At 73.5% G+C, this 26,176-nt stretch carries 28 protein-coding genes; 15 read left to right on the top strand and 13 right to left on the bottom strand.

Going from position 1 to position 26,176, the window contains the following annotated elements:
• Positions 1 to 5: 5 nt before the first annotated feature.
• Positions 6 to 596, bottom strand: a complete 591-nt coding sequence (locus JAO84_RS35420; protein WP_370416545.1) for a hypothetical protein — start codon at positions 594 to 596, stop codon at positions 6 to 8.
• A 91-nt stretch (positions 597 to 687) separates the two neighbouring features.
• A complete protein-coding gene (locus JAO84_RS35415; RefSeq protein WP_370416544.1) occupies positions 688 to 2,169 on the bottom strand; it encodes a glutamate-cysteine ligase family protein in 1,482 nt (493 codons plus the stop codon).
• A 173-nt stretch (positions 2,170 to 2,342) separates the two neighbouring features.
• Between JAO84_RS35415 and JAO84_RS35410 the strand changes: the two genes are divergently transcribed.
• Together JAO84_RS35410 and JAO84_RS35405 are read left to right on the top strand one after the other, a co-directional pair.
• A complete protein-coding gene (locus JAO84_RS35410; RefSeq protein ID WP_370416543.1) occupies positions 2,343 to 2,567 on the top strand; it encodes a hypothetical protein in 225 nt (74 codons plus the stop codon).
• Positions 2,551 to 3,015 carry a hypothetical protein gene (locus tag JAO84_RS35405; RefSeq protein WP_370416542.1) on the top strand — a complete coding sequence of 155 codons (465 nt, stop codon included), beginning with the start codon at positions 2,551 to 2,553 and terminating at the stop codon, positions 3,013 to 3,015. Before JAO84_RS35410 ends, JAO84_RS35405 begins: the two co-directional genes overlap by 17 nt.
• On the opposite strand, the gene JAO84_RS35400 is transcribed toward JAO84_RS35405, so the two are convergent.
• Both JAO84_RS35400 and JAO84_RS35395 read right to left on the bottom strand, forming a co-directional pair.
• Positions 2,985 to 3,725 carry a hypothetical protein gene (locus JAO84_RS35400; protein ID WP_370416541.1) on the bottom strand — a complete coding sequence of 247 codons (741 nt, stop codon included), beginning with the start codon at positions 3,723 to 3,725 and terminating at the stop codon, positions 2,985 to 2,987. The genes JAO84_RS35405 and JAO84_RS35400 overlap by 31 nt on opposite strands.
• A 52-nt stretch (positions 3,726 to 3,777) precedes the next feature.
• A complete protein-coding gene (locus tag JAO84_RS35395) occupies positions 3,778 to 4,995 on the bottom strand; it encodes an MFS transporter (RefSeq protein WP_370416540.1) in 1,218 nt (405 codons plus the stop codon).
• A 200-nt stretch (positions 4,996 to 5,195) separates the two neighbouring features.
• Between JAO84_RS35395 and JAO84_RS35390 the strand changes: the two genes are divergently transcribed.
• Positions 5,196 to 6,236, top strand: coding sequence for an NAD(P)-dependent alcohol dehydrogenase (locus tag JAO84_RS35390; protein WP_370416539.1), 1,041 nt, complete (start codon positions 5,196 to 5,198; stop codon positions 6,234 to 6,236).
• A gap of 23 nt (positions 6,237 to 6,259) precedes the next feature.
• Here JAO84_RS35390 and JAO84_RS35385 read toward each other — a convergent pair whose 3' ends face one another.
• A complete protein-coding gene (locus JAO84_RS35385; protein WP_370416538.1) occupies positions 6,260 to 7,060 on the bottom strand; it encodes a DUF4389 domain-containing protein in 801 nt (266 codons plus the stop codon).
• A 135-nt stretch (positions 7,061 to 7,195) separates the two neighbouring features.
• A complete protein-coding gene (locus JAO84_RS35380) occupies positions 7,196 to 8,203 on the bottom strand; it encodes a GlxA family transcriptional regulator (RefSeq protein WP_370416537.1) in 1,008 nt (335 codons plus the stop codon).
• Between the two features lie 124 nt (positions 8,204 to 8,327).
• On the opposite strand from JAO84_RS35380, the gene JAO84_RS35375 reads away from it, so the two are divergent.
• The 3 genes from JAO84_RS35375 to JAO84_RS35365 all read left to right on the top strand — a co-directional run bounded on the left by JAO84_RS35375 (position 8,328) and on the right by JAO84_RS35365 (position 11,058).
• Positions 8,328 to 9,293: an NADP-dependent oxidoreductase gene (locus JAO84_RS35375; protein ID WP_370416536.1), complete on the top strand. Its 966-nt coding sequence runs from the start codon at positions 8,328 to 8,330 to the stop codon at positions 9,291 to 9,293.
• A gap of 165 nt (positions 9,294 to 9,458) precedes the next feature.
• Positions 9,459 to 10,691, top strand: a complete 1,233-nt coding sequence (locus JAO84_RS35370) for a nitric oxide synthase oxygenase (protein WP_370416535.1) — start codon at positions 9,459 to 9,461, stop codon at positions 10,689 to 10,691.
• A 10-nt stretch (positions 10,692 to 10,701) separates the two neighbouring features.
• Positions 10,702 to 11,058, top strand: coding sequence for a VOC family protein (locus JAO84_RS35365; protein WP_370416534.1), 357 nt, complete (start codon positions 10,702 to 10,704; stop codon positions 11,056 to 11,058).
• 84 nt (positions 11,059 to 11,142) lie between these two features.
• Here JAO84_RS35365 and fusA read toward each other — a convergent pair whose 3' ends face one another.
• From fusA to JAO84_RS35340, 5 genes are all read right to left on the bottom strand, one after another.
• On the bottom strand, positions 11,143 to 13,152 hold the full coding sequence (gene fusA / locus JAO84_RS35360) for an elongation factor G (RefSeq protein ID WP_370416533.1): 2,010 nt from the start codon (positions 13,150 to 13,152) through the stop codon (positions 11,143 to 11,145).
• 407 nt (positions 13,153 to 13,559) lie between these two features.
• Positions 13,560 to 14,648 (bottom strand): tetratricopeptide repeat protein, encoded by a 1,089-nt coding sequence (locus JAO84_RS35355; protein WP_370416532.1) that lies wholly within the window; start codon positions 14,646 to 14,648, stop codon positions 13,560 to 13,562.
• Positions 14,645 to 15,949 (bottom strand): tetratricopeptide repeat protein, encoded by a 1,305-nt coding sequence (locus tag JAO84_RS35350; RefSeq protein WP_370416531.1) that lies wholly within the window; start codon positions 15,947 to 15,949, stop codon positions 14,645 to 14,647. Before JAO84_RS35350 ends, JAO84_RS35355 begins: the two co-directional genes overlap by 4 nt.
• A gap of 58 nt (positions 15,950 to 16,007) precedes the next feature.
• The gene (locus tag JAO84_RS35345) at positions 16,008 to 16,223 is read right to left on the bottom strand and encodes a DUF5708 family protein (protein ID WP_370416530.1); all 216 of its coding nucleotides are present in this window, start codon (positions 16,221 to 16,223) and stop codon (positions 16,008 to 16,010) included.
• A 158-nt stretch (positions 16,224 to 16,381) separates the two neighbouring features.
• Positions 16,382 to 17,056 carry a hypothetical protein gene (locus JAO84_RS35340; protein ID WP_370416529.1) on the bottom strand — a complete coding sequence of 225 codons (675 nt, stop codon included), beginning with the start codon at positions 17,054 to 17,056 and terminating at the stop codon, positions 16,382 to 16,384.
• A gap of 246 nt (positions 17,057 to 17,302) precedes the next feature.
• Here JAO84_RS35340 and JAO84_RS35335 point away from each other — a divergent pair, with 246 nt between their 5' ends.
• From JAO84_RS35335 to ehuA, 9 genes are all read left to right on the top strand, one after another.
• Positions 17,303 to 17,785, top strand: a complete 483-nt coding sequence (locus tag JAO84_RS35335; RefSeq protein WP_370416528.1) for a DUF5709 domain-containing protein — start codon at positions 17,303 to 17,305, stop codon at positions 17,783 to 17,785.
• Positions 17,786 to 18,165: 380 nt separating this feature from the next.
• Positions 18,166 to 18,780, top strand: coding sequence for a diaminobutyrate acetyltransferase (ectA, locus tag JAO84_RS35330; protein ID WP_370416527.1), 615 nt, complete (start codon positions 18,166 to 18,168; stop codon positions 18,778 to 18,780).
• Positions 18,781 to 18,840: 60 nt separating this feature from the next.
• Complete coding sequence (gene ectB / locus JAO84_RS35325) at positions 18,841 to 20,109, top strand: diaminobutyrate--2-oxoglutarate transaminase (RefSeq protein ID WP_370416526.1); 1,269 nt, start codon at positions 18,841 to 18,843, stop codon at positions 20,107 to 20,109.
• An 88-nt stretch (positions 20,110 to 20,197) separates the two neighbouring features.
• Positions 20,198 to 20,608 carry an ectoine synthase gene (locus tag JAO84_RS35320; protein WP_370416525.1) on the top strand — a complete coding sequence of 137 codons (411 nt, stop codon included), beginning with the start codon at positions 20,198 to 20,200 and terminating at the stop codon, positions 20,606 to 20,608.
• 57 nt (positions 20,609 to 20,665) lie between these two features.
• Positions 20,666 to 21,565 carry an ectoine hydroxylase gene (gene thpD, locus JAO84_RS35315; RefSeq protein ID WP_370416524.1) on the top strand — a complete coding sequence of 300 codons (900 nt, stop codon included), beginning with the start codon at positions 20,666 to 20,668 and terminating at the stop codon, positions 21,563 to 21,565.
• A gap of 70 nt (positions 21,566 to 21,635) precedes the next feature.
• Positions 21,636 to 22,553, top strand: a complete 918-nt coding sequence (gene ehuB / locus JAO84_RS35310) for an ectoine/hydroxyectoine ABC transporter substrate-binding protein EhuB (protein WP_370416523.1) — start codon at positions 21,636 to 21,638, stop codon at positions 22,551 to 22,553.
• A gap of 44 nt (positions 22,554 to 22,597) precedes the next feature.
• Positions 22,598 to 23,278: an ectoine/hydroxyectoine ABC transporter permease subunit EhuC gene (ehuC, locus tag JAO84_RS35305; protein ID WP_370416951.1), complete on the top strand. Its 681-nt coding sequence runs from the start codon at positions 22,598 to 22,600 to the stop codon at positions 23,276 to 23,278.
• Entirely contained in the window at positions 23,278 to 23,919 is a 642-nt protein-coding gene (ehuD, locus tag JAO84_RS35300) for an ectoine/hydroxyectoine ABC transporter permease subunit EhuD (protein ID WP_265867315.1), read from the top strand. Before ehuC ends, ehuD begins: the two co-directional genes overlap by 1 nt.
• The gene (gene ehuA, locus JAO84_RS35295; protein ID WP_370416522.1) at positions 23,903 to 24,700 is read left to right on the top strand and encodes an ectoine/hydroxyectoine ABC transporter ATP-binding protein EhuA; all 798 of its coding nucleotides are present in this window, start codon (positions 23,903 to 23,905) and stop codon (positions 24,698 to 24,700) included. The genes ehuD and ehuA overlap by 17 nt, the downstream gene beginning before the upstream one ends.
• Before the next feature lie 24 nt (positions 24,701 to 24,724).
• Here ehuA and JAO84_RS35290 read toward each other — a convergent pair whose 3' ends face one another.
• The gene (locus tag JAO84_RS35290; RefSeq protein ID WP_370416521.1) at positions 24,725 to 25,591 is read right to left on the bottom strand and encodes a SigB/SigF/SigG family RNA polymerase sigma factor; all 867 of its coding nucleotides are present in this window, start codon (positions 25,589 to 25,591) and stop codon (positions 24,725 to 24,727) included.
• Positions 25,592 to 25,639: 48 nt separating this feature from the next.
• Complete coding sequence (locus tag JAO84_RS35285; protein WP_370416520.1) at positions 25,640 to 26,065, bottom strand: ATP-binding protein; 426 nt, start codon at positions 26,063 to 26,065, stop codon at positions 25,640 to 25,642.
• Positions 26,066 to 26,176: the final 111 nt, after the last annotated feature.

The raw sequence follows: 26,176 nt of genomic DNA, 5'->3' as shown, positions 1-26,176 counted from the left end.
GCCCATCAGAACTTGCCCATGTGCCGGACCGTGCGGTGGCCGAGGCGGGCGGTGAGGTCGGCGACGAAGGCGTCCGAGAGCGGGGGCCAGCCCCAGAACTCGAAGCAGACCGTGCCCAGCGCGTAGGGGTCGCCCCACTGCCAGTCGGTGACCGGGGAGGGGGTGGCGCAGGCGGGGCAGGTGGCCTCGCCCGTACCGCCGGCCTCCCAGGCTTCGACGGCGGACCGGAAGGGGGCCCAGGTCCGCTCGTCCGGCTCGAAGGAGTTCGGGTAGTCGATGAAGGTGGTACGGGCGGCGCAGCGCGGGCAGACGGCGTATTCGGCGTCGTCCTCTCCCTGGCCGCCGACGAAGTGGTGGCGGCCGGTGATGACGGCGACCGGGCCCGGGCCCCAGCCGGGTTCGGTCTGGAGGGCGCGGGCCCACTCGGGGCCGGCGGCGAAGCCCTCGTCCGCGTACAGGCTGTACATCCCTTCGCGGTCCGGTTCGCGGGTCAGGATGCCCTCGGCGACGAGCCGGTCCAGGACGCGGGCCGCGAGCGGGCCGGCCTCCTCCGCCGTGGCTTCGATGTCGACGACCCGCTCGAAGTAGTCCCCCACAGCCGCTGTTCCCTCCCGTGTCCGGCCGTGGTCCGGCCTGGTACGTCCACTCTGGCACCCGGCACCGACAGTGCCGCCGGCCGCCGGTCGGTCAGTCCACCGGCCAGGTGTGCGCGGGGGCGTTGAGGTGCATGTAGTCGATGTACTGGCGGGTCATCCGGCGCAGTGCCTCGGGGCGGGGCAGGTGGGTGACGTCGTGGAGGTGGTGGAAGGTCTCGGACTGCCACACGGCACCGTTGCGGGCGCTGACGCAGCGCTGTTCGACGATCCCGAGGAGGGGTTCGCGCCACGCGGTGTCGAGGCCGAGGCGTTCCAGGCCGCGGTGGGCGAGCGGGAGCAGGCGGCGCAGGACCAGTTCGGTGACGGGGATCTGGCCCATGCCGGGCCAGAAGAGTTCGGCGTCGATGCCGCGGCGGGCGGCGGTGTGCAGGTTGTCCTCGGCGGCGGAAAAGGACATCCGGGTCCAGACGGGGCGGTCCTCGTCGACGAGGGCGCGCAGGAGCCCGTAGTAGAAAGCACCGTTGGCCATCACGTCGGCGACGGTGGGGCCGGCGGGCAGGACGCGGTTCTCGACGCGGAGGTGCGGGACGCCGTCGACGACGGCGTACACGGGCCGGTTCCAGCGGTAGACGGTGCCGTTGTGGAGGGTGAGTTCGGCGAGGTGCGGTATCTCGCCGCGGTCGAGGGTGGCTTCCGGGTCCTCGTCGTCGACCAGCGGGAGCAGGGCGGGGAAGTAGCGGGTGTTCTCCTCGAAGAGGTCGAAGACGCTGGTGATCCAGCGTTCGCCGAACCAGACGCGGGGGCGCACGCCCTGGATCCTGATCTCGTCGGGGCGGGTGTCGGTGGCCTGTTCGAAGAGCGGGATGCGGGTCTCGCTCCACAGTTCGCGGCCGAAGAGGAAGGGCGAGTTGGCGGCGAGGGCGATCTGGACGCCGGCGATGGCCTGGGCGGCGTTCCAGTGGTCGGCGAACTCCTCGGGGGCGACCTGGAGATGGAACTGGGTGCTGGTGCAGGCGGCCTCGGGGGTGATGGTGTCGGCGTAGGTGACGAGCCGTTCGACGCCGTCGATCTCGATGAGGAGGTCTTCGCCCCGCGCGGCGAAGATCTGCTCGTTGAGGAGGTGGTAGCGGGGGTTCTCGGAGAGGGCGTGGTGGTCGACGTCGGCGCGTTCCAGCGTGGGCAGGACGCCGATCATGACGAGGTGGGCGCCGACCGCGGAGGCGCGTTCCTCGGCGTGGTCGAGGGCCGCGCGGATCTCGCTCTCCCAGGCCTCGGGGCCGCCGCCGGCGGCGAAGCGGCGGGGCGCGAGGTTGATCTCCAGGTTGAAGCGGCCGAGCTCGCTGGACCAGGCGGGGTCCGCGATGGCTTCGAGGGCCTCGGAGCTCCGCATGGCGGGGCGGGCGTTCTCGTCGACGAGGTTGAGTTCGATCTCCAGGCCGACCTGTGGCCGCTCGACGTCGAAGCGTGACTCGCGCAGCAGACGGGCGAGCACGTCGAGGCAGGTGTGCGTCCGGTCGCGGAACCGGCGGCGGTCGTCACGGGTGAACGTCTGCGCCGGGACGTCTCGTCCCATCGGGTCCTCCCGCGTGTCGTCCGGTGCGGAGCCCTTCTGTCCTCCTCTCAGCGTGCCACCGGGAGGCGTACGGCTGCCAGCGCGGGCCCGCGGGCTGGAAGAATGGCACCGACCACGCAAGATCCCGGAGCGCCGGGAGAACCGGGCAACCGGGAAACAAGGGGGGAACGCGCATGATCCTGCTCGTCCTGAGCGGTGTCCTCGTACTGGCCGTCGCGGGCTGCGGCTGTGTCGTCTGGGCGGCACGCGGCGGACCGCGCTGGGTGCGGGGTGTGGCGGCCGTGACGCTCGCCGCCGGTGAGCTGGTCCGTGGCGCGCAGCGGTCGGGCCGCCGGCGGCAGTCGCAGGAGCAGCAGTTCCTCGGGAACGGCGGGGGCGAGGGTGGCGGCAGCGACTGAGGCGGCCGAGGACGCGCCGACGACGGACCGCGACCACCGCCATCGCTTCCTCGGCATCCCCGGGCTGACCGGCAGTCCGCCCCGTACCGCCGTCGTCGTCGACGTCATGCGCGCCTTCACCGTCGACGGGCGGGCGGCGGAGGACCTGGCCTGCGCCGAGTACATCGCGCGGCTGCTCGGCGACGGCGACGGCGACGCCGGGGCCGGGCCCGATGTGGCTCCGTACGTTCGGCGGGCGCGGGACTCGCGCGCCGCGGGCGAACTCGCGGAGGGGGTGCGCCGGGGCTATCGCGGGGTGCACGCGGAGGATGTCGCGCTCTGTCTGGAGGCGGACCGGTTCGGGTTCGCGATGGTGGCGCGCCGCGAGGGTGCTCTGACGGTGCTGCGTCCGGTCGAGGTGTGCGCCCCGGCCTCCCGTCACTCCGGCAGGGTGGGCGGCCAGGGGTAGCCGAGTCGATCCGCGTCCCACGAGCCGCCCCACACCTCGGCGACGGCGCGCGGGTCACCGGCCGTGAGACGGGCCTCCAGGCGCGCGGCCTGCCGGGCGGGGTCGTGGTCGTAGACGGGGAGGGTCAGGCCGAACTGGAGCCAGGGGCGGCCGGGTTCGGGGTCGATGCCGGGGTGCATCAGGACGACGTGGATGCGGTCGGGTTCGTCGCGGGCAGCCCAAACCGCCTCCAGTTCGCACTCCCAGCGGGCGAGCCGGTCCGCGCGCCGCCGCAGCGCGGCCTCCAGGAGCCGGGCGACCGCGCAGGCCGGCCACTCCCAGCCGCGGTCCGCGGTCGCGCGCCGTACCTCCGCCTCGTACTGCTCGGCGTCGAAGAGCAGGTCAGGCAGCCGCAGTCCGGGGTCGGCCGGGTCGCGCCAACCCGCCCAGACCACGTCGTCGCCGTCCTGCTCCACGGTTGCGTAGAGGGCGCCGCAGCAGCTCTCCTCGCCGCATCCGCCGCCTGCCAGCCGGACCTCGTGCGGCATGGCACCGGCGTGCAGCGGCATCTCGTCCGGGTCCAGCAGGTGGCGGGGGCTCGCACCGCGAAAGCGGGAGGTGATGTCCGCCAGCAGGTCATGACCGTCGACGACAGGTCGGACCTCGGCGGCTCCGGGCCGGCCGACGATCCGCAGGTGGAGAAGCCGGCGAAGGGCGCGTTCCGTGGACACCGGTCGATGGTCGCCGAGGCCGGGACCGCCTGTCACGCGGAATTTCCCCCCGTCACCGCCTCGCCTCCGCCCGCACCGGCCTGCGGAGCAGATAGCCGGCCGCGAGGACGATCAGCACCAGCATGCAGGCGATGAAGACGAGGCCCGCGCCTTCGAGGCCGAGGGGGTCGGCGAGCAGCCCGACGCCGATGACGGGGACGGAGATGCCGGCGTAGGCGACGACGAAGAGGGTGGAGATGACGGCCGCGCGGCGGTCGGCGGGGGCGGCCTGGGCGACGGCGGCGATCGCGGCGCGGAAGGCGAGGCCCTGGCCGGTGCCGCCGACCAGGGCGGACAGGACGACGAGGGCGAGGGTGTCGGTGTAGAGGGCGCCGCCGAGGAGGAGCAGGCCGGCGAGGAGGACGGCGCAGCCGAGCGGCAGGGAGCGGGCGACGCCGACGCGGCTGACGGCGAGCTGTCCCGCGGTGGAGGCGAAGAAGGCGAGGGCGACGACGAGGCCGCTGACGGCGTGGTTGTCGACGTGGAGGTAGCGGGCGAGGAAGGCGGGGCTGACCGAGGTGAAGACGCCGAAGAGCGCGAATCCGACGAAGGCGGCGACGGCGGACGGCACGAACACCGCCCGGACCTGTGGCGGCAGCGCGGGCCGCTGGGGGCGTACGGCAGACAGCGGGCGCCGGTCGGTGACGGTCTCGGGCAGGCGGAGCAGGACGAGCACGGAGGCGGCCACCAGGGCGAGGTGGACGACGAAGGGCAGCGTCAGCGGGTCGGAGGCGTACTCGGCGAGGAGGCCCGCGAGCAGGGGTCCGCAGCCGAGGCCGCCCATATTGGCGGCGGTGGCCACGAAGGTGGCACGGGAGGCGCCTCCGGGCGGGGCGAGCTCCAGGACGTAGGCGGTGGCCGCGCCGGTGAAGAGGCCGGCCGACAGGCCCGAGAACAGCCGGCCCGCGTACAGCCAGGGCAGTCCGTCGGCGGCGAGGAAGCAGCCGGCGCTGGCCGCCGCGAAGCCGAGGCCCCACAGCAGGGCGGGGCGCCGGCCGACGGTGTCGGAGGCGTTGCCGGCGAGCAGCAGCACGCCGATGACGCCGAACGCGTACACCGCGTAGACGACGGTCACGGTCAGCTCGGAGAAGCCGAACTCCTGCTGGTAGAGCGGGTAGAGCGGGGTCGGCAGGGTGGTGCCGGCCATGCAGACGACGAACACCGCCCCGGCGAGCAGGCACCGCAGCCAGCCCCGCTGTCCCGCCGGATCCGCACCTCCGTCTTCGCGCATGGCGCCGACCGTAACCCGGGGGTCCCGCCGGGCCCGGCGGGACGCACCGGGGCGCCCCCGGCTCCCCTCTTCCGCCCGCTCCGGGAGACCGTCCCGTGCTGCGCGCCGCGCCGGGACAGGTTCTGCTGGGAAGAGCAGGACACCGGCCGTCGGCCATCGGCCATCGGCCATCGGAACACCGCACCGGAAGGGACCACCCCATGAAGGCACTGCAGTACCGCTCCCCCGGCGCCGCCCCCGAGGTCGTCACCGTTCCCGATCCGGAGCCCGGCCCGGGGCAGGTGCTGCTCAAGGTCACCGCGGCCGGTGTCTGCCACTCCGACATCGCCGTCATGAGCTGGCCGGCGGAACAGATCCCGTTCACGCTGCCGCTCACCCTCGGCCACGAGGGCGTCGGCACGGTCGCCGCCCTGGGCGCGGGCGCCACCGGGTTCGCGATCGGCGACCCGGTGGCGGTCTACGGGCCCTGGGGCTGCGGCAGCTGCGCCAAGTGCGCGGAGGGCAGGGAGAACTACTGCCTGCGCGCCGCCGAGCTGGGCATCCGGCCGCCGGGTCTGGGCGCGCCCGGCGCCATCGCCGAGTACCTCCTGGTCGACAGCGCCCGGCACCTGGTGCCGCTCGGCGACCTCGACGCTGTGAAGACCGTGCCGCTCACGGACGCCGGCCTCACGCCGTACCACGCGATCAAGCGCTCGCTGCCGAAGCTGCTGCCCGGCAGCACGGCGGTCGTCATCGGCACCGGCGGGCTCGGGCACGTGGCCGTCCAGCTGCTGCGGGCGATGACCGCCGCGCGGGTGGTGGCCCTGGACGTCAGCGAGGAGAAGCTGGCGCTTGCGAGGGCCGTCGGCGCGCACGAGACGGTGCTCTCCGACGCCTCGGCGGCCGGGGCCGTGCGGGAGCTGACCGGCGGGCTCGGCGCCGAGGTCGTCCTCGACTTCGTGGGCGCGCCGCCGACGGCCACCGCGGCGGGCGCCATGGTCGCGGTCGAGGGCGACGTCACCATCGTCGGGCTCGGCGGCGGCACGCTGCCGGTGGGCTTCGGCGCGCTGCCGTACGAGGCCACGGTCACCGCGCCTTACTGGGGCACCCGGGCGGAGCTCATCGAGGTGCTCGACCTGGCCCGGGCCGGTGCCGTGGACGTCCACGTCGAGACGTACGGGATGGACGAGGCACCGCTCGCGTACGAGCGGCTGCACGAGGGGCGCGTCGACGGACGGGCCGTGGTCCTGCCCCACGGCTGACCGCGCCGCCCGGAGGCCGGCCCCTAAGGCGCGACGCGCACCGGGCTCGGCGGGCGGTAGTCGTCGTAGGAGGCGTCGTCGCCGCGGGTGACGGTGCCGTTGGTGATCTGGCCCGCGAGGCCGAGGATCAGGAAGACCCAGACCAGGACCTTGGCGGGGGTGCCGAGGACCAGGGGGCGGGTGGCCGACACGGGCTGCTGGGCGGCGGGCGCGGGTTCGTCGCCGAAGACGCCCTTGGGGTACACGGGGGTCAGCATCATCGTGTACGCGCTGAACCGCATGCGGTAGCGGACGACGGCCGCCGTCGCGGCGAACACGGGCTCGGGCAGCCGGCCCAGGATGACGGTGATGATCCAGAACACCCAGCCGATGGCGAACCAGCCGGACTGGGCGAGACCGCTGACGATGGCCGCCGGGATCATCAGGATGATGCGGAAGAGCACGGCGAGCCGGTTGAGCGGGGTCTGGCGCAGTTCGATCTGTACGGGGTAGCCGGAGGCGTCGAAGGCGAACGGCGGGTAGCGGTCGACGAGCAGCGTCGAACTGGCCGTCACCCGGGTCTGGTAGGCGAGGACGTCGCCGAGGAACGAGTGGATCGGGTCGGGCAGCCGGCCGAGTACGAGGGCGGCGAACCAGCCGACGATCGTCACGAAGAACGCGGCGACGGACAGCACCATCACCACGATGAACTGTGGGATGAGCAGCAGCCAGCGCAGGAACACCGTCCAGCGGCGCTGCTGCCCGGGCCCGGGCACGTCGAGTGGCGGGCGGAACTCGCCCGCGTCGGTGTCCTGCGGGGGCCGGGGGTCCCAACCTGCGCTCATCGCCGCCTCCGTGTCCCTGGGTGCCGGGTGTGGGTGCCGGATCCTCTCGATCCTGGCGCGGCGGCGCGGGCCGCGCACGGCCGCATGGGCCACGCGGGGCAAGGCGGGGCAACGCGGGGCAACGCGGGGCAACGCCTAGACGGGCGACGGGACCAGGCCGGGGGCAGGGGCCGGGGCGCGGTGGGCGGCGCGGTAGGCCAGCGGGGAGAGGCCGAGATGGCTGTGGAAGTGCTTGCGCAGGGCGACCGGGTCGCCGAAGCCGCAGGCGGTGGCGATGCCGGCGACGGTGAGGTCGGTGGTCTCCAGGAGGTGCCGGGCGTGGCCCAGGCGGCACTGGATCAGCCATTTCAGCGGGCTGGTGCCGACCTCGGCGCGGAATCGGCGGGTGAAGGTCCGTTCGCTCATGTGCGCGTGGCGGGCCAGGTCCTTGAGGGTGAGCGGTTCGGCGAGGCGGTCGAGGACCCATTGGCGGGTGGCCGAGGTGGAGCGGTCGGCGTCGGCGGGGACGGGGTGCTCGATGAACTGGGCCTGTCCGCCCTCGCGCCACGGGGCGACGACGCAGCGGCGGGCGGCGGCGCCCGCCACGGCGGCCCCGTGGTCGCGGCGGACGAGATGGAGGCACAGGTCGATGCCGGCCGCGCCGCCGGCCGAGGTGAGCACGCGCCCGCTGTCGACGAAGAGCACGTCGGGGTCGACGTCGACCTCGGGGAAGAGGCGGCCGAAGGCGTCGCAGAGGGCCCAGTGCGTGGTGGCGCGGTGGCCGTCGAGGAGGCCGGCGGCGGCGAGCAGGAAGGCGGAGGTGCAGAGGCTGACGACCCGGGTCTCGGGGCGGATCAGGGCGAGGGCCGCGGCGAGTTCGTCGGGCAGCCGGCCGGTGGCGAGCAGTTCCTCGCTGGGTTCCTGGGTGGCGATGACCACGGTGTCGGCGGTGGCGAGGGCCGACTCGTCGTGGTCGAGGACGAGCCGGAAGTCCTCGGCGGTGCGGACCGGGCGGCCGCCGAGGGAGCAGGTGACCAGGGTGTAGAGGCGTTCGCCCTGTTCGTCGCGGGCCTCGTTGAAGACGCGGGCAGGGACGCCGAGGTCGAGGGGCATGACGCCGTCGAGGGCGAGGACGGCGACGCGGTGCGGTTCCGGGGTGGCCATGGCTGGAATGGTACGACAGCTGTCCTTCCGGCCACTCACGCGCACGAGCCGGGCCGGGAAACCCTGGGGTCTGCCGGGGCTTCCACCCCGGTCTGACCATGTGAGACGAAGGATGACCATGAGCGTGAGCGAGACGACCATGCGGGCCGTGACCCTGGCGGAGTTCGGCGGCCCCGAGCGGCTGGCCGTGACGGAGGTGCGGCGGCCGGAGCCGCTGCCCACCGAGATCCTGGTGCGCGTTCACGCGGCCGGGATCAATCCGGTGGACTGGAAGGTGCGGGACGGGAAGGTCGGCCTCGCCGGGCTCTACACGCTGCCGCTGGTGCTCGGCTGGGACGTGTCGGGGGTGGTGGAGGCGGTCGGGCCGGGTGTCACCACGTTCCGGCCGGGCGACGAGGTGTACGGGATGCCGTGGTTCCCGCGGGCGGCCGGGGGTTACGCGGAGTACGTGACGGCCCCGTCCCGGCAGTTCGCCCGCAAGCCCGCCTCGGTCGGGCACGTGGAGGCGGCGGCGCTGCCGCTCGCGGCGCTCACCGCCTGGCAGGGTCTGGTGGACACGGCGCGGGTGACGGCCGGGCAGCGGGTGCTCGTGCACGCGGCAGCCGGCGGTGTCGGGCATCTGGCCGTGCAGTTCGCCCGGCACCTGGGCGCCGAGGTGGTCGCCACCGCCCGGGAGCCGCGGCACGCGTGGCTGAAGGAGCTGGGCGCGGCGCAGACGATCGACTACACGCGCGAGCGTTTCGAGGAGGTCATGGAGCCGGTGGACGTGGTGCTCGATCTGATGGGCCGGGTGGACGACACCGATGTGCGCTCGGTCGCGGTGACCCGGCCGGGCGGTCTGGTCATCTCCTTCCCCGAGGGCGTGTCGGAGGCCCTTGCCGCGGCCGGTGCGGCGGCGGGGGTGCGGACCGCCTCGATGATCGTCGAGCCTGACGCCCCCGCTCTGGCGGCGATCGCGGAGCTGGTCGACGCGGGCGCCGTACGGGTCGAGGTGGAGCGGACCTTCCCGCTCGGCGAGGCGGCGGAGGCGCACCGGCTCGGCGCGGCCAACCGGACGCGCGGCAAGCTGGTGCTCGACGCCACGCGCTAGGCGCCGCACGGGTTCGACGGGGCGCGGGGCGGGACTCCGTGGGGCCGGTCGTGGCCCGGGGGCCGGGCACCATATCAGCGCAGAGGCCGCGCCAGGCGCGTTTTCGACTACTCTCCACACCTGTGCGCATGCGTACGGTAGTCATGGGGCCAGGGAGGGAACACCTTGGTCTTCAGTCTGAGTCGCCGCCGCAAGTCCGCCCCCGTCGCGCCCGTCACCCCCGTCGCGCCCGTCGCGCCCGCTTGTCCGTACCCGCACGGCACCGCCGTACCCGGGGCCGTACGGCAGCCGCCGCCGACGGCCTCGCCGCTCCGGCAGGAGGCCGAGCGGTTCGTCCGCCAGTTCCACGAGGAGCAGCCGCACGCCGGTGACGCGGAGGCGCGGGTACGGGAGGTGCTCGCCGAGGTCGACCGGACCGGGACCTACGTCCACTCCCCCGCCGAGCTGGCCTTCGGCGCGAAGGTCGCGTGGCGGAACGCGGCGCGCTGCATCGGGCGTCTGTACTGGCGCAGCCTGGTGGTGCGCGACCTGCGGCGGGTGACGGCTCCCGACGAGATCGCCGAGGAGTGCTTCGAGCATCTGCGGGTGGCCGCGAACGGCGGCCGGATCCGCCCGGTGATCTCCGTCTTCGCGCCGGACCGGCCGGGGCGGCCGGCCCCGCGGATCGTCAACGACCAGCTGGTCCGCTACGCGGGGCACCGCACGGCGGGCGGGTCCTGGGTGGGCGATCCGCGCGGCGCCGGGCTCACGGCGGAGGCGCGGGCCCTCGGCTGGAAGCGGGATCAGGAGGAGTTCCAGGTGCTGCCGCTGATGGTGCGGGAGCGGCCCGGCTCGCGGCCGGAGTGGTTCGAGCTGCCGGACGGCACGGTGACGGAGGTGCCGCTGCGCCATCCGGACCATCCGTTCTTCGCCGACCTGGGGCTGCGCTGGTACACGGTGCCGGCGATCAGCGACATGGTCCTGGAGATCGGCGGGATCCGGTATCCGGCGGCGCCGTTCAACGGCTGGTACATGGGCACGGAGATAGGCGCCCGGAACCTGGCGGACGGCGAGCGGTACGACCTGCTGCCGCGGGTGGCGGACGGGCTCGGCCTCGACCGGTCGAGCGAGCGCACGCTGTGGCGGGACCGGGCGCTGGTCGAGCTGAACGTGGCGGTGCTGCACTCCTTCCAGGAGGCGGGCGTGACGATGGCGGACCACCACACCGAGTCCGAGCGGTTCCTGCGGCACATCGCGCAGGAGACCCGGCACGGCCGGCCGACCCCGGCCGACTGGAGCTGGATCGTTCCTCCTGTCTCCGGCTCGGCCACCCCGGTCTTCCACCGCTACTACGACCCGGTGGACCCGTCACTACGCCCGGCCTTCCTCCCCCGGGCTGATCATCCGCCCACCGCCTAGGCTCGGAAACATGACTGTGGCTCTCTTCGCCGGAATCGCCGTCAGCGACTACGCGGCGGCGCTCGCCTGGTACGAGCGGCTGCTCGGCGCGCCGCCCACGTTCCTGCCGAACGACATCGAGGCGGTGTGGGAGCTGGCGCAGCACCGTTCGCTCTACATCGAGCACCGTCCGGGGCACGCCGGTCACGCGATGCACACCCTGTTCGTCGACGACTTCGACACGGTGATCGGCGACATCGCCGAGCGCGGGCTGCTGCCCGTCCAGCGCGAGACATACGGGAACGGGGTGCGCAAGGCCACGTTCCGTGACCCGGACGGGAACGAGATCGGGTTCGGCGGCGCTCCGGTGGCGGGGCACGAGGGCTGACGGTGGGGCCGGGGGCCCGAGCCGGGGCCCGGCGCGGAGGTGCGCCGGGCCCCGGCCTTCGTTCGCTCCGCCCGCTCAGCCCGCTCAGCCCGCCGGGGCGTAACCCGCCGGGCGGGTGGTGAAGCCGGCCCGGCCCTGGGTACGGCTGCGCAGATGGGTCGCGTAGCCGAAGAGCGCGGCGAGCGGGACGGTCGCGGTGAGGACCGCCGTGTCCGCGTGGGTCGTGGAGTCGGTGATCCGGCCGCGCCGGGCGGTCAGGTCGCCGAGCACCGTGCCGACGGCGCTGTCGGGTGCGGTGACGGTGACCTCGACGACCGGTTCGAGCAGGGTCGTGCCGCCCGTGCGCAGGGCCTCGCGGAGCGCGAGCCGTCCGGCGGTGCGGAAGGCGAGCTCGGAGGAGTCCTTCACATGGGTGGCCCCGTCGGTGAGGGTGACCCGGACGCCGGTGACCGGATGGCCGCCGAGCGGTCCGTCGGCCAGCGCGTCCCGGCAGCCGGCCTCGACCGCGCGGACGAACTCCTGCGGCACGCGCCCGCCCGTCACCGCGGACCGGAACACCAGCTCCTGCCCGGAGGGGTCCTCGCCCTCGCCCAGCGGGGCGACGTCGAGGACCACGACGGCGAACTGGCCCGCCCCGCCGTCCTGTTTGACGTGCCGGTAGGTGAGACCGGTGACGGCGCCGGCCGGGGTCTCGCGGTACGCCACCTTGGGGCGGCCCACCGTGACGTCGAGACCGTGGGCGCGGCGCAGCTTCTCCACGGCGACCTCCAGATGCAGTTCGCCGAGGCCGGAAACCACCGTCTGGCCGGACTCGGGGTCGGTCCGCACGGCCAGCGAGGGGTCCTCCTCGGCGAGCCGGGCGAGAGCGACCGCGAGCCGTTCGGTGTCGCGGCTCTGCCGGGCCTCGACGGCGACGGACACCACTGGGTCGGCGGAGACCGGCGGTTCGAGCCGGACGGCGGGCGCGTCGGTGGCGCACAGGGTGGCGCCGGTGCGGGCCGCTTTGGGTCCGACGACGGCGACGATGTCGCCGGCCGTGGCCCGGTCGGTCTCGGTGGTGCGGTCGGCCTGGACGCGCAGGATGCGGGCGATGCGTTCGGTGCGGCCGGTGGTGCTGTCGAGCACGGTGTCCCCCTTTCGCAGTGTGCCCGCGTAGACGCGGAGGTAGGTCATGCGGCCGATGGGTGTGGTGGTGACCTTGAAGACGAGCCCGGTGAGCGGCGCCGTGGGGTCGGCGGGCTGCTCGCCCCGTACCGGCGGGAGGTCGGCGGGGGCGGGCAGATAGGCGACGACGGCGTCGAGCAGCGGTTCGACTCCCCGGTTGCGGTAGGCGGAGCCGCACAGCACCACCACGGCCTCGCCGGTGAGGGTGAGGTCGCGCAGTGCGGCGGTCAGGGTCTCCGGGCTGAGCGTGCCGTGGGCGCAGTACTCCTCCAGGGCGCCGGGGTGCAGTTCGGCGACGGTCTCGGCGAGCCGTTGCCGGCGCCGTACCGCTTCGTCCGCGAGCGCTTCGGGCACGGGTCCGGTCTCGTACGTGTCGGTGCCCGCCCGCCACAGGTGGGCGCGCAGGTGTACGAGGTCGACGACGCCGGTGAAGGCGTCCTCGCGGCCGATGGGCAGCTGGACCGCGAGCGGTACGGTGCCGAGCCGGTCGCGGATGGAGGCGACGGCCGTGTCGAGGTCGGCGCCCGCACGGTCGAGCTTGTTGACGAAGGCGAGGCGCGGGACGCCGTGCCGGTCGGCCTGGCGCCACACGGACTCGCTCTGCGGCTCGACGCCCGCGACGGCGTCGAAGACGGCGACGGCGCCGTCCAGGACGCGCAGCGCGCGCTCGACCTCGTCGGCGAAGTCGACGTGGCCGGGGGTGTCGATCAGATTGAGGCGGTGGCCGGCCCAGTCGCAGCTGACGGCCGCGGCGAAGATGGTGATGCCGCGGTCGCGTTCCTGCGGGTCGAAGTCGGTGACGGTGGTGCCGTCGTGGACCTCGCCGCGCTTGTGGGTGGCGCCGGTGAGGTAGAGGAACCGCTCGGTGAGGGTGGTCTTGCCGGCGTCGACGTGGGCCAGGATGCCGAGGTTGCGGATGCGGGTACGCATGGTGATGTGGTCCTTCGCGTGCGATGCGGTGGAGATGCAGGGCAGCGCGATTCCCGTGACGGGGTGTGCGGGAGCACGGGGGCAGGAGGCGGCCGGGTGCTGAGGAACTGAAGGGGCCTGTGGTCCTGCCGTGTTGCGTCGCGGGTCAGCGGTGGCGGCCGCGCAGCCGGCACCGGGGCGACGAAGAGGCCAGGATCACGTCGTACCGGCTACGAGAGACACCATGCACGCGGGCGGCGGCGGTGACGGTGATGGCCGTGGCGCGCATGGGTGTCTCCCTTCGTTCCGTGACAGATGTGGTGTGTCGGTACGCGGTGGAGTCTAGGCAGCCGAAGTCCGGTCGCGACAGCGGTTTTTCGCGGCGACGGGGACGCGGGACGACGAACGGGACCAGGCCGGAAGGGGGCTCAGTTCCTGGGGGCGCGGCGCTGCAGGCGGGCCCTGCTCACCCAGTACGTGATGATCGCGCCCCAGAACAGCGGGAAGGCCAGCGAGCCGAACGCGGAGACCCGCCACAGCACCAGGCTGAGGGCCGAGTGCAGGGCCATCAGGCCCACCGCCACCGCCATGGCGATCACGGGCTTGCAGCCGCGCGAGACCAGAAGCAGCGGGCGGCGCAGCCGGGGCGGCACCCGACGGGTCAGCCACAGGAACCAGCCGCCCCAGCCGCCGATCATCACGGCGGCGGCGAGCAGCACACCGGTGAGCGCCGCGCCGCCCTCGGCGCCGGAGCGCAGGTGGACGGAGGCCATGGAGGCGGCGACGAAGCCGGCGAGGGCCACCCAGCGGGAGCCGGCGACGGTGCCCCAGGCCATGGTCTCCAGGTTGTGGCGGGCCTGCCGGTCGTTGAGGTCGAGGGCGGCGGACTGGACGAAGCCCTCGGCGGCCTTCGTCCAGGAGCCGGGCCGCCACCAGCGGCGGCGCAGATGGAGCAGCGAGAGGTTGTTGTGGGCCTCGCTGCTCTCCGGGTCGAGGCGCAGCGCCGTCTCGTACGCCCGCTCGGCGACCTCGTGGTTGCCGAGGCGCTGCGCGGTGAGGCCGACGAGGAAGTGGGCGTCGCTCTCCTCGGGGGCGAGGGAGACGGCGGTGCGGGCGCACTCGTAGGCGGCCCGCTTGCGTTCGGGCCGTACCGAGCGGTCGAGGACGGTGCCGAGGGTGTAGTGGGTGGCCCAGTGGTGCGGGGCGAGGGCCACGGCGCGGCGGGCGGACTCCTCGGCCTGCTCGTACCGCTCGGTGGTGAGCAGGACATGGGTGCGCATCAGCCAGCCGCCGATGGAGTCGGGTTCGGCGCGCAGGGCCCGCTCGACGAGGTCGAGTGCCTGCGCCTCGTCGCCGAGGCGGTGCCGGCAGCGGGCGAGCAGGACGAGCGCGGTCGCGTCGTCGGGGTGCGCGGCGAGGTGCCGGGCGGCGGCCTCGGCGGCCTGCTCGTAGCGTCCGAGGTCGTAGAGCGCGTCGGCCTGGAGCAGGTCCCGGCCGGTCGGGTCAGGGGCCGTCACAGCTTGCGCTTCTTCTTCAGGTGGGTGAGCAGGTCGTCGTACATGCCGCCGTCGTTGGCGAACATCGCCACGTTGCGGGCGGAGGCGAACCAGGACTCGCTGGACGGCTTGATCTGCCGGGCCGCCTGCAGCAGGTCCTTGGTGGTGATCATGCGGATGGTGCCGGTACGGGCGGAGTCGAGGAGCGCGCCCTCGGCGGCGGACTCGCAGACATGGGCGAGGTCGGCGCCGGAGAAGTCCTCGGTCGCCTTGGCGATCTTTCCGAGGTCGACGGACTCGATGGGCCGCTCGCGCAGGTGGTAGCGGAGGATCGCCTCGCGGGCCGGGGCGTCCGGTGGCAGGACGAGCAGGGTGCGGTCGAGGCGGCCGGGCCGGCGGAGGGCGAGGTCCACGTCCCAGGGGACGTTGGTGGCGGCGAGCACGAACACGCCCTCGTTGCGGTCGCCGTCGACACCGTCGAGCTCGGTGAGGAGCTGGTTGACGACATTGCGCAGTCCGCTGTGGTGCATGCGGGAGCGCTTGGCGCCGAGGGCGTCCAGCTCGTCGAGGAAGACGACGCAGGGGGCCTGGCGGCGGGCGGTCTCGAAGATGTCGTGGACGTTGCGCTCGGAGGTCCCGATGTACATGTCGAGGATGTCCGCGAGCGACACCGACAGGAAGGACGCGCCGAGTTCGCCCGCGACGGCCCGTGCGATGAACGTCTTGCCGCAGCCGGGCGGGCCATACAGGAGCAGTCCGCCGCGCAGCGACTTGCCGTAGAGGCGGCGCAGTTCGGGGTTGCGCATGGGCGCGAGGAAGGCGGCCTCCAGGCGCTCCTTGACCTCCCGCATGCCGCCGACGTCGGCGAGTCGTACGGCTCCGGGCGCGTCGACGTCCCAGGCGGCGGCGTCGCCGGGGTCGCCGAAGCCCTCGGAGGCCAGCGGCACCTCCAGGCCGGTGCCGGTGCCGGTGCCCGTGTCCTCGCCGTCGTCGTCGTGACCGCCGTCGGTGAAGCGGGGGCCGACGAGGTCCGCGACCTCCTGCTCGGCGGCGGCCCAGTCGAAGGCGGGCGGGTCGGCAGGGGAGTCGGCGGGCGCGGGCGGCGGGGGCTGGGCCGGGAGGCCCATCGCGCGGACCATCAGGTCGCGGGCGGCCGGGTCGCCGGGGGCGTGCTGGAGGGCGGCCGCCGCCTGGCCGACGGCCTCGTCGTGGTGTCCCTCCGCGAGGAGCAGCTCGGCGAAGTGCAGCCGCAGCGGGACGTCTTCGGGGGCGGCGGCCACGGCGGCGCGCAGGCTGCGGAGCAGCGGGGACTCGTCGGACATGCGCCCCAGCCTAGAAAGCGGCGGTGGCCGTCCGTGCACCGGGTGTCGGCACCCGGTGTCAGGAGGAGGTGCGGTCCGCGCGGCCGGCGCGCGCGTCGAGCACGGTCCGCAGCAGACCGGCGACGGCCGTCGCGCCGCCGAGGACCATCAGCACCACGCCGACCTTGGTGAGGGTGAACACGGGTATCTCGACATCGGCCGTGAACAGCTTGAGGCCCAGGCCGACCAGGAAGGTGATGCCTCCTTCGAGGAGGTTCTTGGTTCCGCGGTGCATCGTGATCGTGACAGCCTCTCGTGGGACGGGGGTGGCGGTGTCCTCAGCGTAGGCAGCCGACAGCCCCGGTCTCCTCGCCCTCGTGGACGAGACCGGCCTCCGTCGTTCGACGGAGGCCGGGTGGTGCGAGAGGCGGTACAAAAGGCGGTACGAGGGCGTCAGGAGCGGCCTCGGGTGCGGCGGTTCCCGCCCGAGCCGCCCTGGCCGCCGCGTCCGCCCTGGCCACCGCCACCGCCACCGCGTCCGCCGCCACCACCGCCGCCGCGGGAGCGCCTGCGGTGCGGGGAGGGTACGGGGGCACCGGCACCGCCGGCGGCCTCCGGGGAGGAGAACATCATCGGCACGGCGGGCGGGACCGGGGCACCGGGCGCGGCCGGAGCGGGCGAGACCGCCGGTGCGGAGCCCGCGGAGGCCGCCGCCGAAGCCGCCGCCGCGGCGGCGCGGGCGGCGAGCGAGTCACGGCCGGTGGAGGCGCCGCCGGCGCCGGCCAGGACGGACGCGTGGGAGATCAGCGGCGCGCAGGCCTGGCAGATCTCGGCAAGGGTCCAGACCTCGGCGATCACCGGGTTGTGGATGAGGACGAGCAGCGTCCGGCCCGTGCAGGTGGTGCGGGCGCTGTGGTGCCGGCAGTCGCTCGCCCCGCAGGCGCAGGCGGCGTTCGGGCGGACGGTGGCCAGGCGGGCGTGGGCGCGGACGTGCTCGGCGGCGAAGGTCCGCAGGGACGCGAGGTCCTTCGATCGGGCCGGCATGCGGCAGCCCGGCGTGGTGCAGGTGACCGTCGCCGAGTGGTCGGGGTGACCCGTGAGGCGGATCGTCCAGGTCCGGCCTGGCACACGTGATCCAGGGAGCATGCTCAACGCGCACGTTTCCGTTCAGGTGAGAGGGGTGTTGGCCATGGTTTTACCCCGTGCGCGCCACAGGTTCACATCCGGACCCCCTCGGACCGCGCGTGGCGGCCGGATCCGGCCCCCGGACGGGCGCATTTCCGCCGCCCGGGCGGTGTGCGGTGGCGGGCCGGGGACGGGACACGGAGCATGGAAATCAACTCGTGGAGATCGACGAGTGGCGGGAGTGTCCGCATGAGTGAGAACGCGGCCGAGAACGAGGCCGGGAACGAGGCCTGGGGCGATCAGGTGTATCAGCCCGACGGCAGCGAGGTGCAGGACGACGCGGGGCTGCTCGACGCCTCCGACACGCTGGACGGCCCCCTCGACAGCCCCCTCGACGAGGGGTACGCGCCGCCGGACCGCCCGTGGGCCGTGGAGCACACGGGGGTCACGGCGGCCGAGCGGCTGCGCGGCGAGTCCCTGGAACAGCGGCTCGCCGAGGAGCAGCCGGACGACGCGCCGGACCTCGACTGGGACGGCGTCGGGGACACCGTGGACACCGACGGCGAGCCGCTGGACGGCGAGGTCGGCAACCGCCGCTCGGGGCGGCTGGTCGCCCTGGACGACGGACGCGCCCTCTCGCCCCTCGAGGGCTACGCCCGTGACGTCGGCATCGACGGCGGCGCGGCCTCCGCCGAGGAGGCGGCGATGCACTTGGTGGTCGACGAGGAGTGACAGAGGGGACGCGGAGGGTGGCGGGCGGGCCGGTACGGCCGCGACTCGGCCCTCCGGCGCGAACGCCGAGCGGGCCACGGCGGCGGGCGGCGGCACCCGGTGCCGCGGGGCCGGTGAACCCGTACTTCTGACCCCTTCGCGCCACTTCAAACGCGAAGCGGGGTAGGTTCTCACGGAAGTCTGAGATCCGCGTCAAGACCCCGTCAGCCGTTACCCAGTCGTGATAATCGGGCATTTCGCCCCTGAATCGCCCCCTTCGCCTGGCACGAAGTGACAGACTTCCCCGGCGGTATCCGCCCGCGCACCTATCGCACTTCCCGCTGCCCCGCAAGGCTGCCGCGCCAGGAAGTTCGCCCTGCCGCTCGGTAGCTTCGGCCCACATGACCGCAGCACACAAGACGTCCCCGAAGACCGCCGTCGACATCGGACCCGCCCGCCCGGCGGACGGTGCGGACCTCTGGCGGATCGCCCGGGGGGCCGAGGGCCTGGACCTCAACTCGCCCTACAGCTATCTGCTGTGGTGCCGCGACTTCGCGGCCACGTCGGCGGTCGCCCGGGACGCCTCGGGACGGCCCGTGGGCTTCGTGACCGGATATCTGCGGCCCGAGGCGCCGGAGACGCTTTTCGTCTGGCAGGTCGCCGTCGACGATTCGCATCGCGGAACCGGGGTAGCCGGAGCACTGCTCGACGCCCTGGCCGAGCGGCTGACGGCCGAGGGGCGCGGGCCGAGCCGGCTGGAGGCCACGGTCACTCCGGGGAACGTGGCCTCGGACCGGCTGTTCCGATCGTTCGCACGCCGCCGCGGGGCGGCCCTGACCCGGGAGGTCCTGTTCCCCGCCGACGCCTTCCCGGACGCCGGCGACCCGACCGACTCCGGCACCCCGCACCACCAGGCCGACCAGGCCACCGCGACCACTGCGGCCACCATGGCCGACCCGGCCGACCCGGCCCATGAGCCGGAGCTGCTGTACCGCATCGGGCCGCTGGCGCACTGACCCCGCGCCCCGCCGGCCCGACCACCCCCGAAACACCGAGAACCGAGATACGGGAGAACCGTGACCCTCACCGACATCGCCCCGTCCGTCTTCGAGACCGTCGAATCCGAAGTGCGCAGCTACTGCCGCGCCTGGCCGGTGGTCTTCGAGCAGGCCCGCGGGAGCCGGCTGTACGACGAGCACGGGCGGTCCTACCTCGACTTCTTCGCCGGCGCCGGCTCTCTCAACTACGGGCACAACAACCCGGTGCTCAAGCGGGCGCTGCTCGACTACCTGGCCGGCGACGGCGTCACCCACGGCCTCGACATGTCGACGACCGCCAAACGCGACTTCCTGGAGACCTTCCGCTCGGTGGTCCTGGAGCCCCGGGCGCTGCCCTACAAGGTGATGTTCCCGGGCCCGACCGGCACCAACGCCGTGGAGGCCGCGCTGAAGCTGGCCCGCAAGGTCACCGGCCGGGAGACGGTGGTCTCCTTCACCAACGCCTTCCACGGCATGTCGCTCGGCTCGCTCGCCGCGACCGGCAACGCCGCCAAGCGGGCCGGCGCGGGCGTCCCGCTCCCCCATGTGACGCGGATGCCGTACGACCACTACCTGGACGGCCGGATGCCGGACTTCCTGTGGTTCGAGCGGCTGCTCGCCGACCCGGGCTCCGGCCTCGACCGCCCGGCGGCCGTCATCGTCGAGACGGTGCAGGGCGAGGGCGGCATCAACGTCGCCCGCGCCGAGTGGCTGCGCGGCCTCGCGGACCTGTGCCGGCGGCACGACATGCTGCTGATCGTCGACGACGTGCAGATGGGCTGCGGCCGGACCGGCGACTTCTTCTCCTTCGAGGAGGCCGGCATCACCCCGGACATCGTGGCGCTGTCCAAGTCCATCAGCGGCTACGGCCTGCCGATGGCGCTGTGCCTGTTCCGGCCGGAGCTCGACCAGTGGCAGCCGGGCGAGCACAACGGCACCTTCCGCGGCAACAACCCCGCCTTCGTCACCGCCACCGCCGCGCTCGACACCTACTGGCGCGACGACACCCTGCGCGACCGGACCCTGGCCCGGGCCGCCCGCGTCGAGGGCGCGCTCGGCGACCTTCTCGGCGAGAACGGACGCTCGGCCGTCTCGTTCCGCGGCCGCGGCCTCGTCTGGGGCCTGGAGTTCGCCGACGGCAAGCAGGCCGCGGCCGTCTGCCGCCGGGCCTTCGAGCTCGGGCTGCTCCTGGAGACCTCCGGGCCGTACGACGAGGTGGTCAAGCTGCTGCCGCCGCTGACCGCGACGGACGACGAGCTCGACGAGGGCCTGGGCATCCTGGCCCGTTCCGTGCGGCACACGGCCTGACCGAGGCGACCAGCGCCGCCTCTCCCGTACCAGCCCCACCACACCCGTATCGCCCGCCCCACCCCCGTACCACCGAAAGGCCCACCGCATGATCGTCCGCAGTTTCGCCGAGATCGAGAACACCGAGCGCCACGTCCGCGCCGCCTCCGGCACCTGGGAGAGCAAGCGGATCGTGCTCGCCCGTGAGCGGGTCGGCTTCTCCCTGCACGAGACCGTGCTCTACGCCGGGACCGAGACGTCGATGTGGTACGCGAACCACATCGAGGCCGTCGTGTGCACCGCCGGCGAGGCCGAGCTGACCGACCACGAGACCGGCCGGACGTACACCATCGTGCCCGGGACGATGTATCTGCTCGACGGGCACGAGCGGCACACCCTCAAGGTCAAGCAGGACTTCCACTGCCTGTGCGTCTTCAACCCGCCGGTCACCGGCCGCGAGGACCACGACGAGAACGGTGTCTACCCGCTCCTCACCGAGCCGGACCCGGACCCGGTCTGATCCCCTCCCCCTCCCCCGCACACACCCTCCGTACGAGATTGGAAGGCGCCACCCGTCATGACCTCCGCACCCACCCGTCCCGTCGACCTCTACCCCACCCGCGGCACCGAGGAGCAGCTGATCGGCCGCAAGGACCCCGTGGTGTGGTCCGAGCCCGGCACGCCCGGCCCGTTCTGGGCCCGTGAACTGGAGGAGTTCGAGCGCGACGGCTTCGTCACGGTCGACGACCTGGTCACCGCGGACGAGGTCGTAGGGCTCCGGGCCGAGCTGGACCGGCTGGTCGCCGATCCGGCCGTGCGCGCGGACGAGCGCTCGATCGTCGAGCCGCGCTCGCAGGAGATCCGCTCGGTGTTCGAGGTGCACCGGATCAGCGAGGTCTTCGCCCGGCTCGCCGCCGACCCGCGGATCGTCGGGCGGGCCCGGCAGATCCTCGGTTCCGAGGTGTACGTCCACCAGTCGCGCGTCAACGTCAAGCCCGGCTTCGGCGCCAGCGGCTTCTACTGGCACTCGGACTTCGAGACCTGGCACGCCGAGGACGGACTGCCGCAGATGCGGACCGTGTCGGTGTCGATCGCGCTCACCGCGAACCACACCACCAACGGCAGCCTGATGATCATGCCCGGTTCGCACCGCACCTTCCTGGGGTGCGCGGGCGAGACGCCGAAGGACAACTACAAGAAGTCGCTGCAGATGCAGGACGCCGGCACGCCGTCCGACGAGGCGCTGACGACCTTCGCGGACGCCTGCGGGATCCGCCACTTCACGGGTGCGCCGGGCTCGGCGACCTGGTTCGACTGCAACGCGATGCACGGCTCGGGCGACAACATCACGCCGTACCCGCGCAGCAATGTCTTCCTGGTGTTCAACAGCGTGGAGAACGCGCCCGAGCTGCCGTTCGCGGCGCCGGTCCGCCGGCCCTCCTTCATCGCCTCGCGCGACATCACGCCGCTCGGCTGACCCTCCTGTCCCTTCCTGCCGCCTCCTGTCCCCTCGCTCATTCCCCCGTCGCCCTACCGGAAGGACCGTCATGTCCCGTCCCGCACACCTCGACCGGCGCGGATTCCTCGCTCTGGCCCCCGCCGTCGGGGTCGCCGGCCTGCTCGCCGGGTGCAGCCGCACGGAGGTGGGCACGGGCGCGCCGAAGGCGGACGCGGAGCTGCTGACGAAGCTGCGCGACCAGGGCTTCGTACGGGTCGGCTTCGCCGGTGAGGCGCCGTACGGCTTCCAGGACGGCGACCGGCTCGCGGGCGAGGCACCGGCGCTCCACCAGGAGGTGTTCTCGGCGCTCGGGGTGCGCGAACTGCGGCCCACGCTCACCGAGTTCGGCTCGCTCATCCCCGGGCTGCTCGCCGGCCGGTTCGACGTGGTGAGCGCCGGGATGTCGATCACGCCCGAGCGCTGCGCCAAGGTGATCTTCTCCGAGCCCGAGTTCATCTCCCCCACCGCGCTGATGGTGCGCAAGGGCAATCCGAAGCGGCTCGGCGATCTCGCGTCCGTGGCGCGGGCCGGTGCGACCGTGGGCGTCCTGTCGGCCGCGGTGGAGGCCTCGTACGCCAAGGCGGCGGGGGTGCCGGACGGTGCGGTGAAGACGCTGGCCAAACAGCAGGACGGGCTCGACGCGCTGCTGGCCGGCCGGATCGACGCGTTTGCGCTGACCGGTATCTCGCTGCGCTGGCTGGCGCGGACGAACGCGGGCGCGGCGGTGGAGGTGACGGCCCCGTTCGTGCCCGAGGTGAACGGGGTCAAGCAGTGGAGCGCGGGCGGCGCGGTGTTCCGGCCGGGCGCCACGAGCCTGCGGGACGCCTTCAACCGGGAGCTGGCGCGGATCACCGGTGATCCGGGGCGCTATGTCCAACTGATCGGGCGCTATGGCTTCACCGAGCGCGAGGCGCCGCCGCGCACCCTGCGCACCGCCGATCTGTGCGCGGGCCGGGGAGCGGCGTGAGCGGGTTCCTGGCGGAGAACCCGGCTCCGGCGGAGAGCTCGTTCCTGGCGGAGAGCTCGTTCGGGGCCGAGCTGGAGCGGGCGCTGCCGCGGCTCGGCGAGGGGCTGCTGGTCACGATCGAGGCGACGCTGCTCGGCGCGGCGCTCGCCCTGGTGCTCGCCTACGCGCTCGGGCTGCTTTCGCGCTCGCGGCGGCTGTTCGTGCGGGGCGCGGCGCGCACGGTGGTCGAGTTCTTCCGCGGCACGTCGCTGTACGTGCAGTTGTTCTGGCTGTTCTTCGCGCTGCCGATGCTCGGGTTCCGGCTCGAACCGCTGGCCTGCGGTGTGCTGGCGTTCGGCCTCAACTACGGCGCCTACGGGGCCGAGGTGGTGCGCGGCGCGATCGCGGCGGTGCCGCGGGCGCAGTGGGAGGCGGCCGTCGCCCTGGGCATGAGCCCGGGGCAGCGGCTGCGCCGGGTGGTGCTGCCGCAGGCCCACCCGCTGATGGTGGCGCCGTTCAAGAACCTCCTGGTGCAACTGCTGAAGGCGACGCCGCTGCTTTCGCTGGTGACGGTGCCCGATCTGACCTTCGAGATCGACCAGTTGCGGTCGGCGACCGGGAACACGGCGGCGGCGTATCTGCTGCTGCTCGCGGTGTACGGGGTCCTGGCCGGGGTGCTGAGTCTGCTGATGAACGCGCTTGAGCGGGCCGCCCGGGCGCGGCTCGGCGCGGGAGGTGCGGCGTGATCTGGGACGGACAGGCCGCCGTGGACGCGCTGCCCGTGGTCCTGAAGGGCTTCGGGATCACGCTGCTCGCGACGGTCCTCGGGTTCGCGGTGGCGGCGGTGCTCGGTCTGGTGCTCGCGCTCGTGGGCCGCACCGCCCCGCGCTGGGTCGCGGCGCCGGTGAACGGCGCCGCCGCCTTCGTACGGTCGACGCCGCTGCTCGTGCAGCTGTTCGCGGCGTGGGTGGTGATCTCGTCGCTCGACGCGCTGGCGCTCGGTGTGCTCGTCCTGGGCGTGCACTACGCCGCGTACCTCTCCGAGGTGTACCGCACGGGCATCGACTCGGTGCCGAAGGGCCAGTGGGAGGCGTGCACGGCGCTCTCGCTGCCCCGCCGGCGGGTGTGGCGGGCGGTGGTGCTGCCGCAGGCGGTGCGCAACGTGCTGCCGCCGCTGGGGAACTACGCGGTCGCGATGTTCAAGGAGACACCGCTGCTCTCGGTGATCACGGTGCACGAGATGGTGCACGAGGCGAACACCTTCGGCTCCACCCATTTCGCCTATCTGGAGAGCTTCACGCTGGCCGCCGCGGTGTTCCTGCTGGCGAGCTGGCCGACGTCCGTGCTCGTACGACGACTGGAGGCACGCCTTGCAGAAGGAGCATGACCACCACCTGGACGCCGAGGCGGTGCGCTTCGACCGGGTCACCAAGCGGTTCGGGGACCACACGGTGCTCGACGGGCTGGATCTGACGGTCGGGCGGGGCGAGCGGGTCACCCTGATCGGGCCGAGCGGCTCGGGCAAGACCACGATCCTGCGGCTGCTGATGACTCTGGAGCGGGTGACGGAGGGCGTCATCCATGTGGGGGGCGAGCCGTTCTCGCACATGCCGGGGGCCGGGGCCGGCGGGCTCGTACCGGCGAGCGAGCGGTATCTCGCGGACCGGCGGCGCGGCATCGGCATGGTGTTCCAGCACTTCAACCTGTTCCCGCACATGAGCGTCCTGGAGAACGTCGTCGAGGCGCCGGTGCACGTGCTCAAGGAGGGCCGGGAGGAGGCGGCGGAGCGGGCCCGGGCGCTGCTCGGCATGGTCGGCCTCGCCGACAAGGTCGACGCCCGCCCGACCCGTCTCTCCGGCGGGCAGCAGCAGCGCGTGGCGATCGCCCGCGCGCTCGCGATGCGCCCGGAGATCCTGCTCCTGGACGAGGTGACCTCGGCGCTCGACCCGGAGCTGGTGGCGGAGGTCCTGGACGTGCTGCGGGACGTCGCGCGGGACACCGACATCACGCTGCTGTGCGTGACCCATGAGATGGGCTTCGCGCGGGACGTGTCCGACCGGATCCTGATGTTCGACCAGGGCCGGATCGTGGAGTCGGGGCGGGCCGGCGAACTGCTCGACGCGCCCCGGCACGAGCGGACGCGGGCGTTCCTCAGCGCGGTCCGCTGAGGAATGCCCGCGTCCGGGGGCCGGTCAGGTGTGTTCGGCGGGGGCCTCGGCGAGGAGTCCTTCCCGCAGCCGGGCGAGGGAGCGGGCGAGCAGCCGGGAGACGTGCATCTGGGACACGCCGAGCCGGTCGCCGATCTCGGACTGGGTCAGCTCCTCCACGAACCGCAGGTGGAGGAGAAGCCGGTCCCGCTCCTCGAGCAGTCCGACGAGCGGGGCGAGGGTGTGGAAGTCCTCGAAGAGCGCGAGCGCCGGGTCCTCCTCGCCGATGAAGTCGGCGAGCGAGGCGTCGGCGTCGTCCTCGTCGCCACCGTAGGCGGCGTCGAGGGAGGCGGTGTGGTAGCCGTTCGCGGCGATCTGCGCCTCGACGACCTCGTCCTCGGAGAGCTCCATCCGCTCGGCGAGCTCGGCGACCCGCGGCGCGCGGCCCAGCCGGGAGCTGAGCTCGTCATGGGCCCTGGCGAGCTCCACCCGGGCCTCCTGGAGGCGGCGCGGGACGTGCACGGCCCAGGTGGTGTCGCGGAAGAAGCGCTTGATCTCGCCGACGATGTACGGCACGGCGAAGGTCGCGAACTCCACCTCCCGGGCCAGGTCGAAGCGGTCGATGGCCTTGATGAGTCCGATGACGCCGACCTGGACGATGTCCTCCATCTCGTCGCCCCGGGCGCGGAAGCGCTGCGCCGCGTACCGGACGAGCGAGGTGTTCATCTCGATCAGGGTGTTGCGGACGTACTGGTGCTCCTCGGTGCCCTCCTCGCGCACCGCCAGCTCGCGGAGGAAGACCTTCGTCAGGGCGCGTGCGTCCTGGGGCGCGATCTCGCGCGGTGCCTCCAGAAAGGGCAGGTCCTCATACGTGCCGGCCGTCGTCGTCGCCTTGACCCTCTCGGTCCGCACGGGGACAACCTCCTGTTTCTCGCGGATCGTTCGTCTGTGGCGCTTCGCCTACCCCCGCTGCGCGGGGGCACGCATGGCGAGTTCGGGCGCGACGAGAACGGCGGTGACCCGCTTGCCGCACGGCGCGGGCTCGGTCACCACGTACCGGCACAGCGCGGTCACGATCTCCATGCCGTGGCCGCCGACCCGCTCGGGGTCGGGCGGCCGGAGCACCGGTCCGGCGGTGGATCCGTCGAGCACCGATATCACCAGCGTGGCGTCGCTCCGTGCGAGTTCGAGGCGGAGCGGGCCGGGGGCGTGCTTGACGGCGTTGGTGACCAGTTCGCTGACGACGAGCAGCGCCGTGTCGGTGTCCACGTCCGGGTCGGTGCCGGCACTCCCGCGCAGGAAGCGAGCGGTGGCGTCCCGCGCCACGGTGACCGTACCGACGCCCCCGTCGTACCACCACCCGGCCTCGGCGGCGTGCTCGGTCATGGCCCTTCCCGCTCCTCTCTTCCCTCGTCTCCGTCGGCGGATGCGTCGCTCCTGCCCCGCCTTTCCGTTCCCACACCTCATGCCCCGCCGGGCGGGGGAAGCCGGAGCAGG

The organism is Streptomyces fradiae (assembly GCF_041270065.1).
In the GTDB taxonomy this organism is placed as follows: domain Bacteria; phylum Actinomycetota; class Actinomycetes; order Streptomycetales; family Streptomycetaceae; genus Streptomyces.
This window is presented reverse-complemented; position numbering and strand designations above follow the sequence as displayed.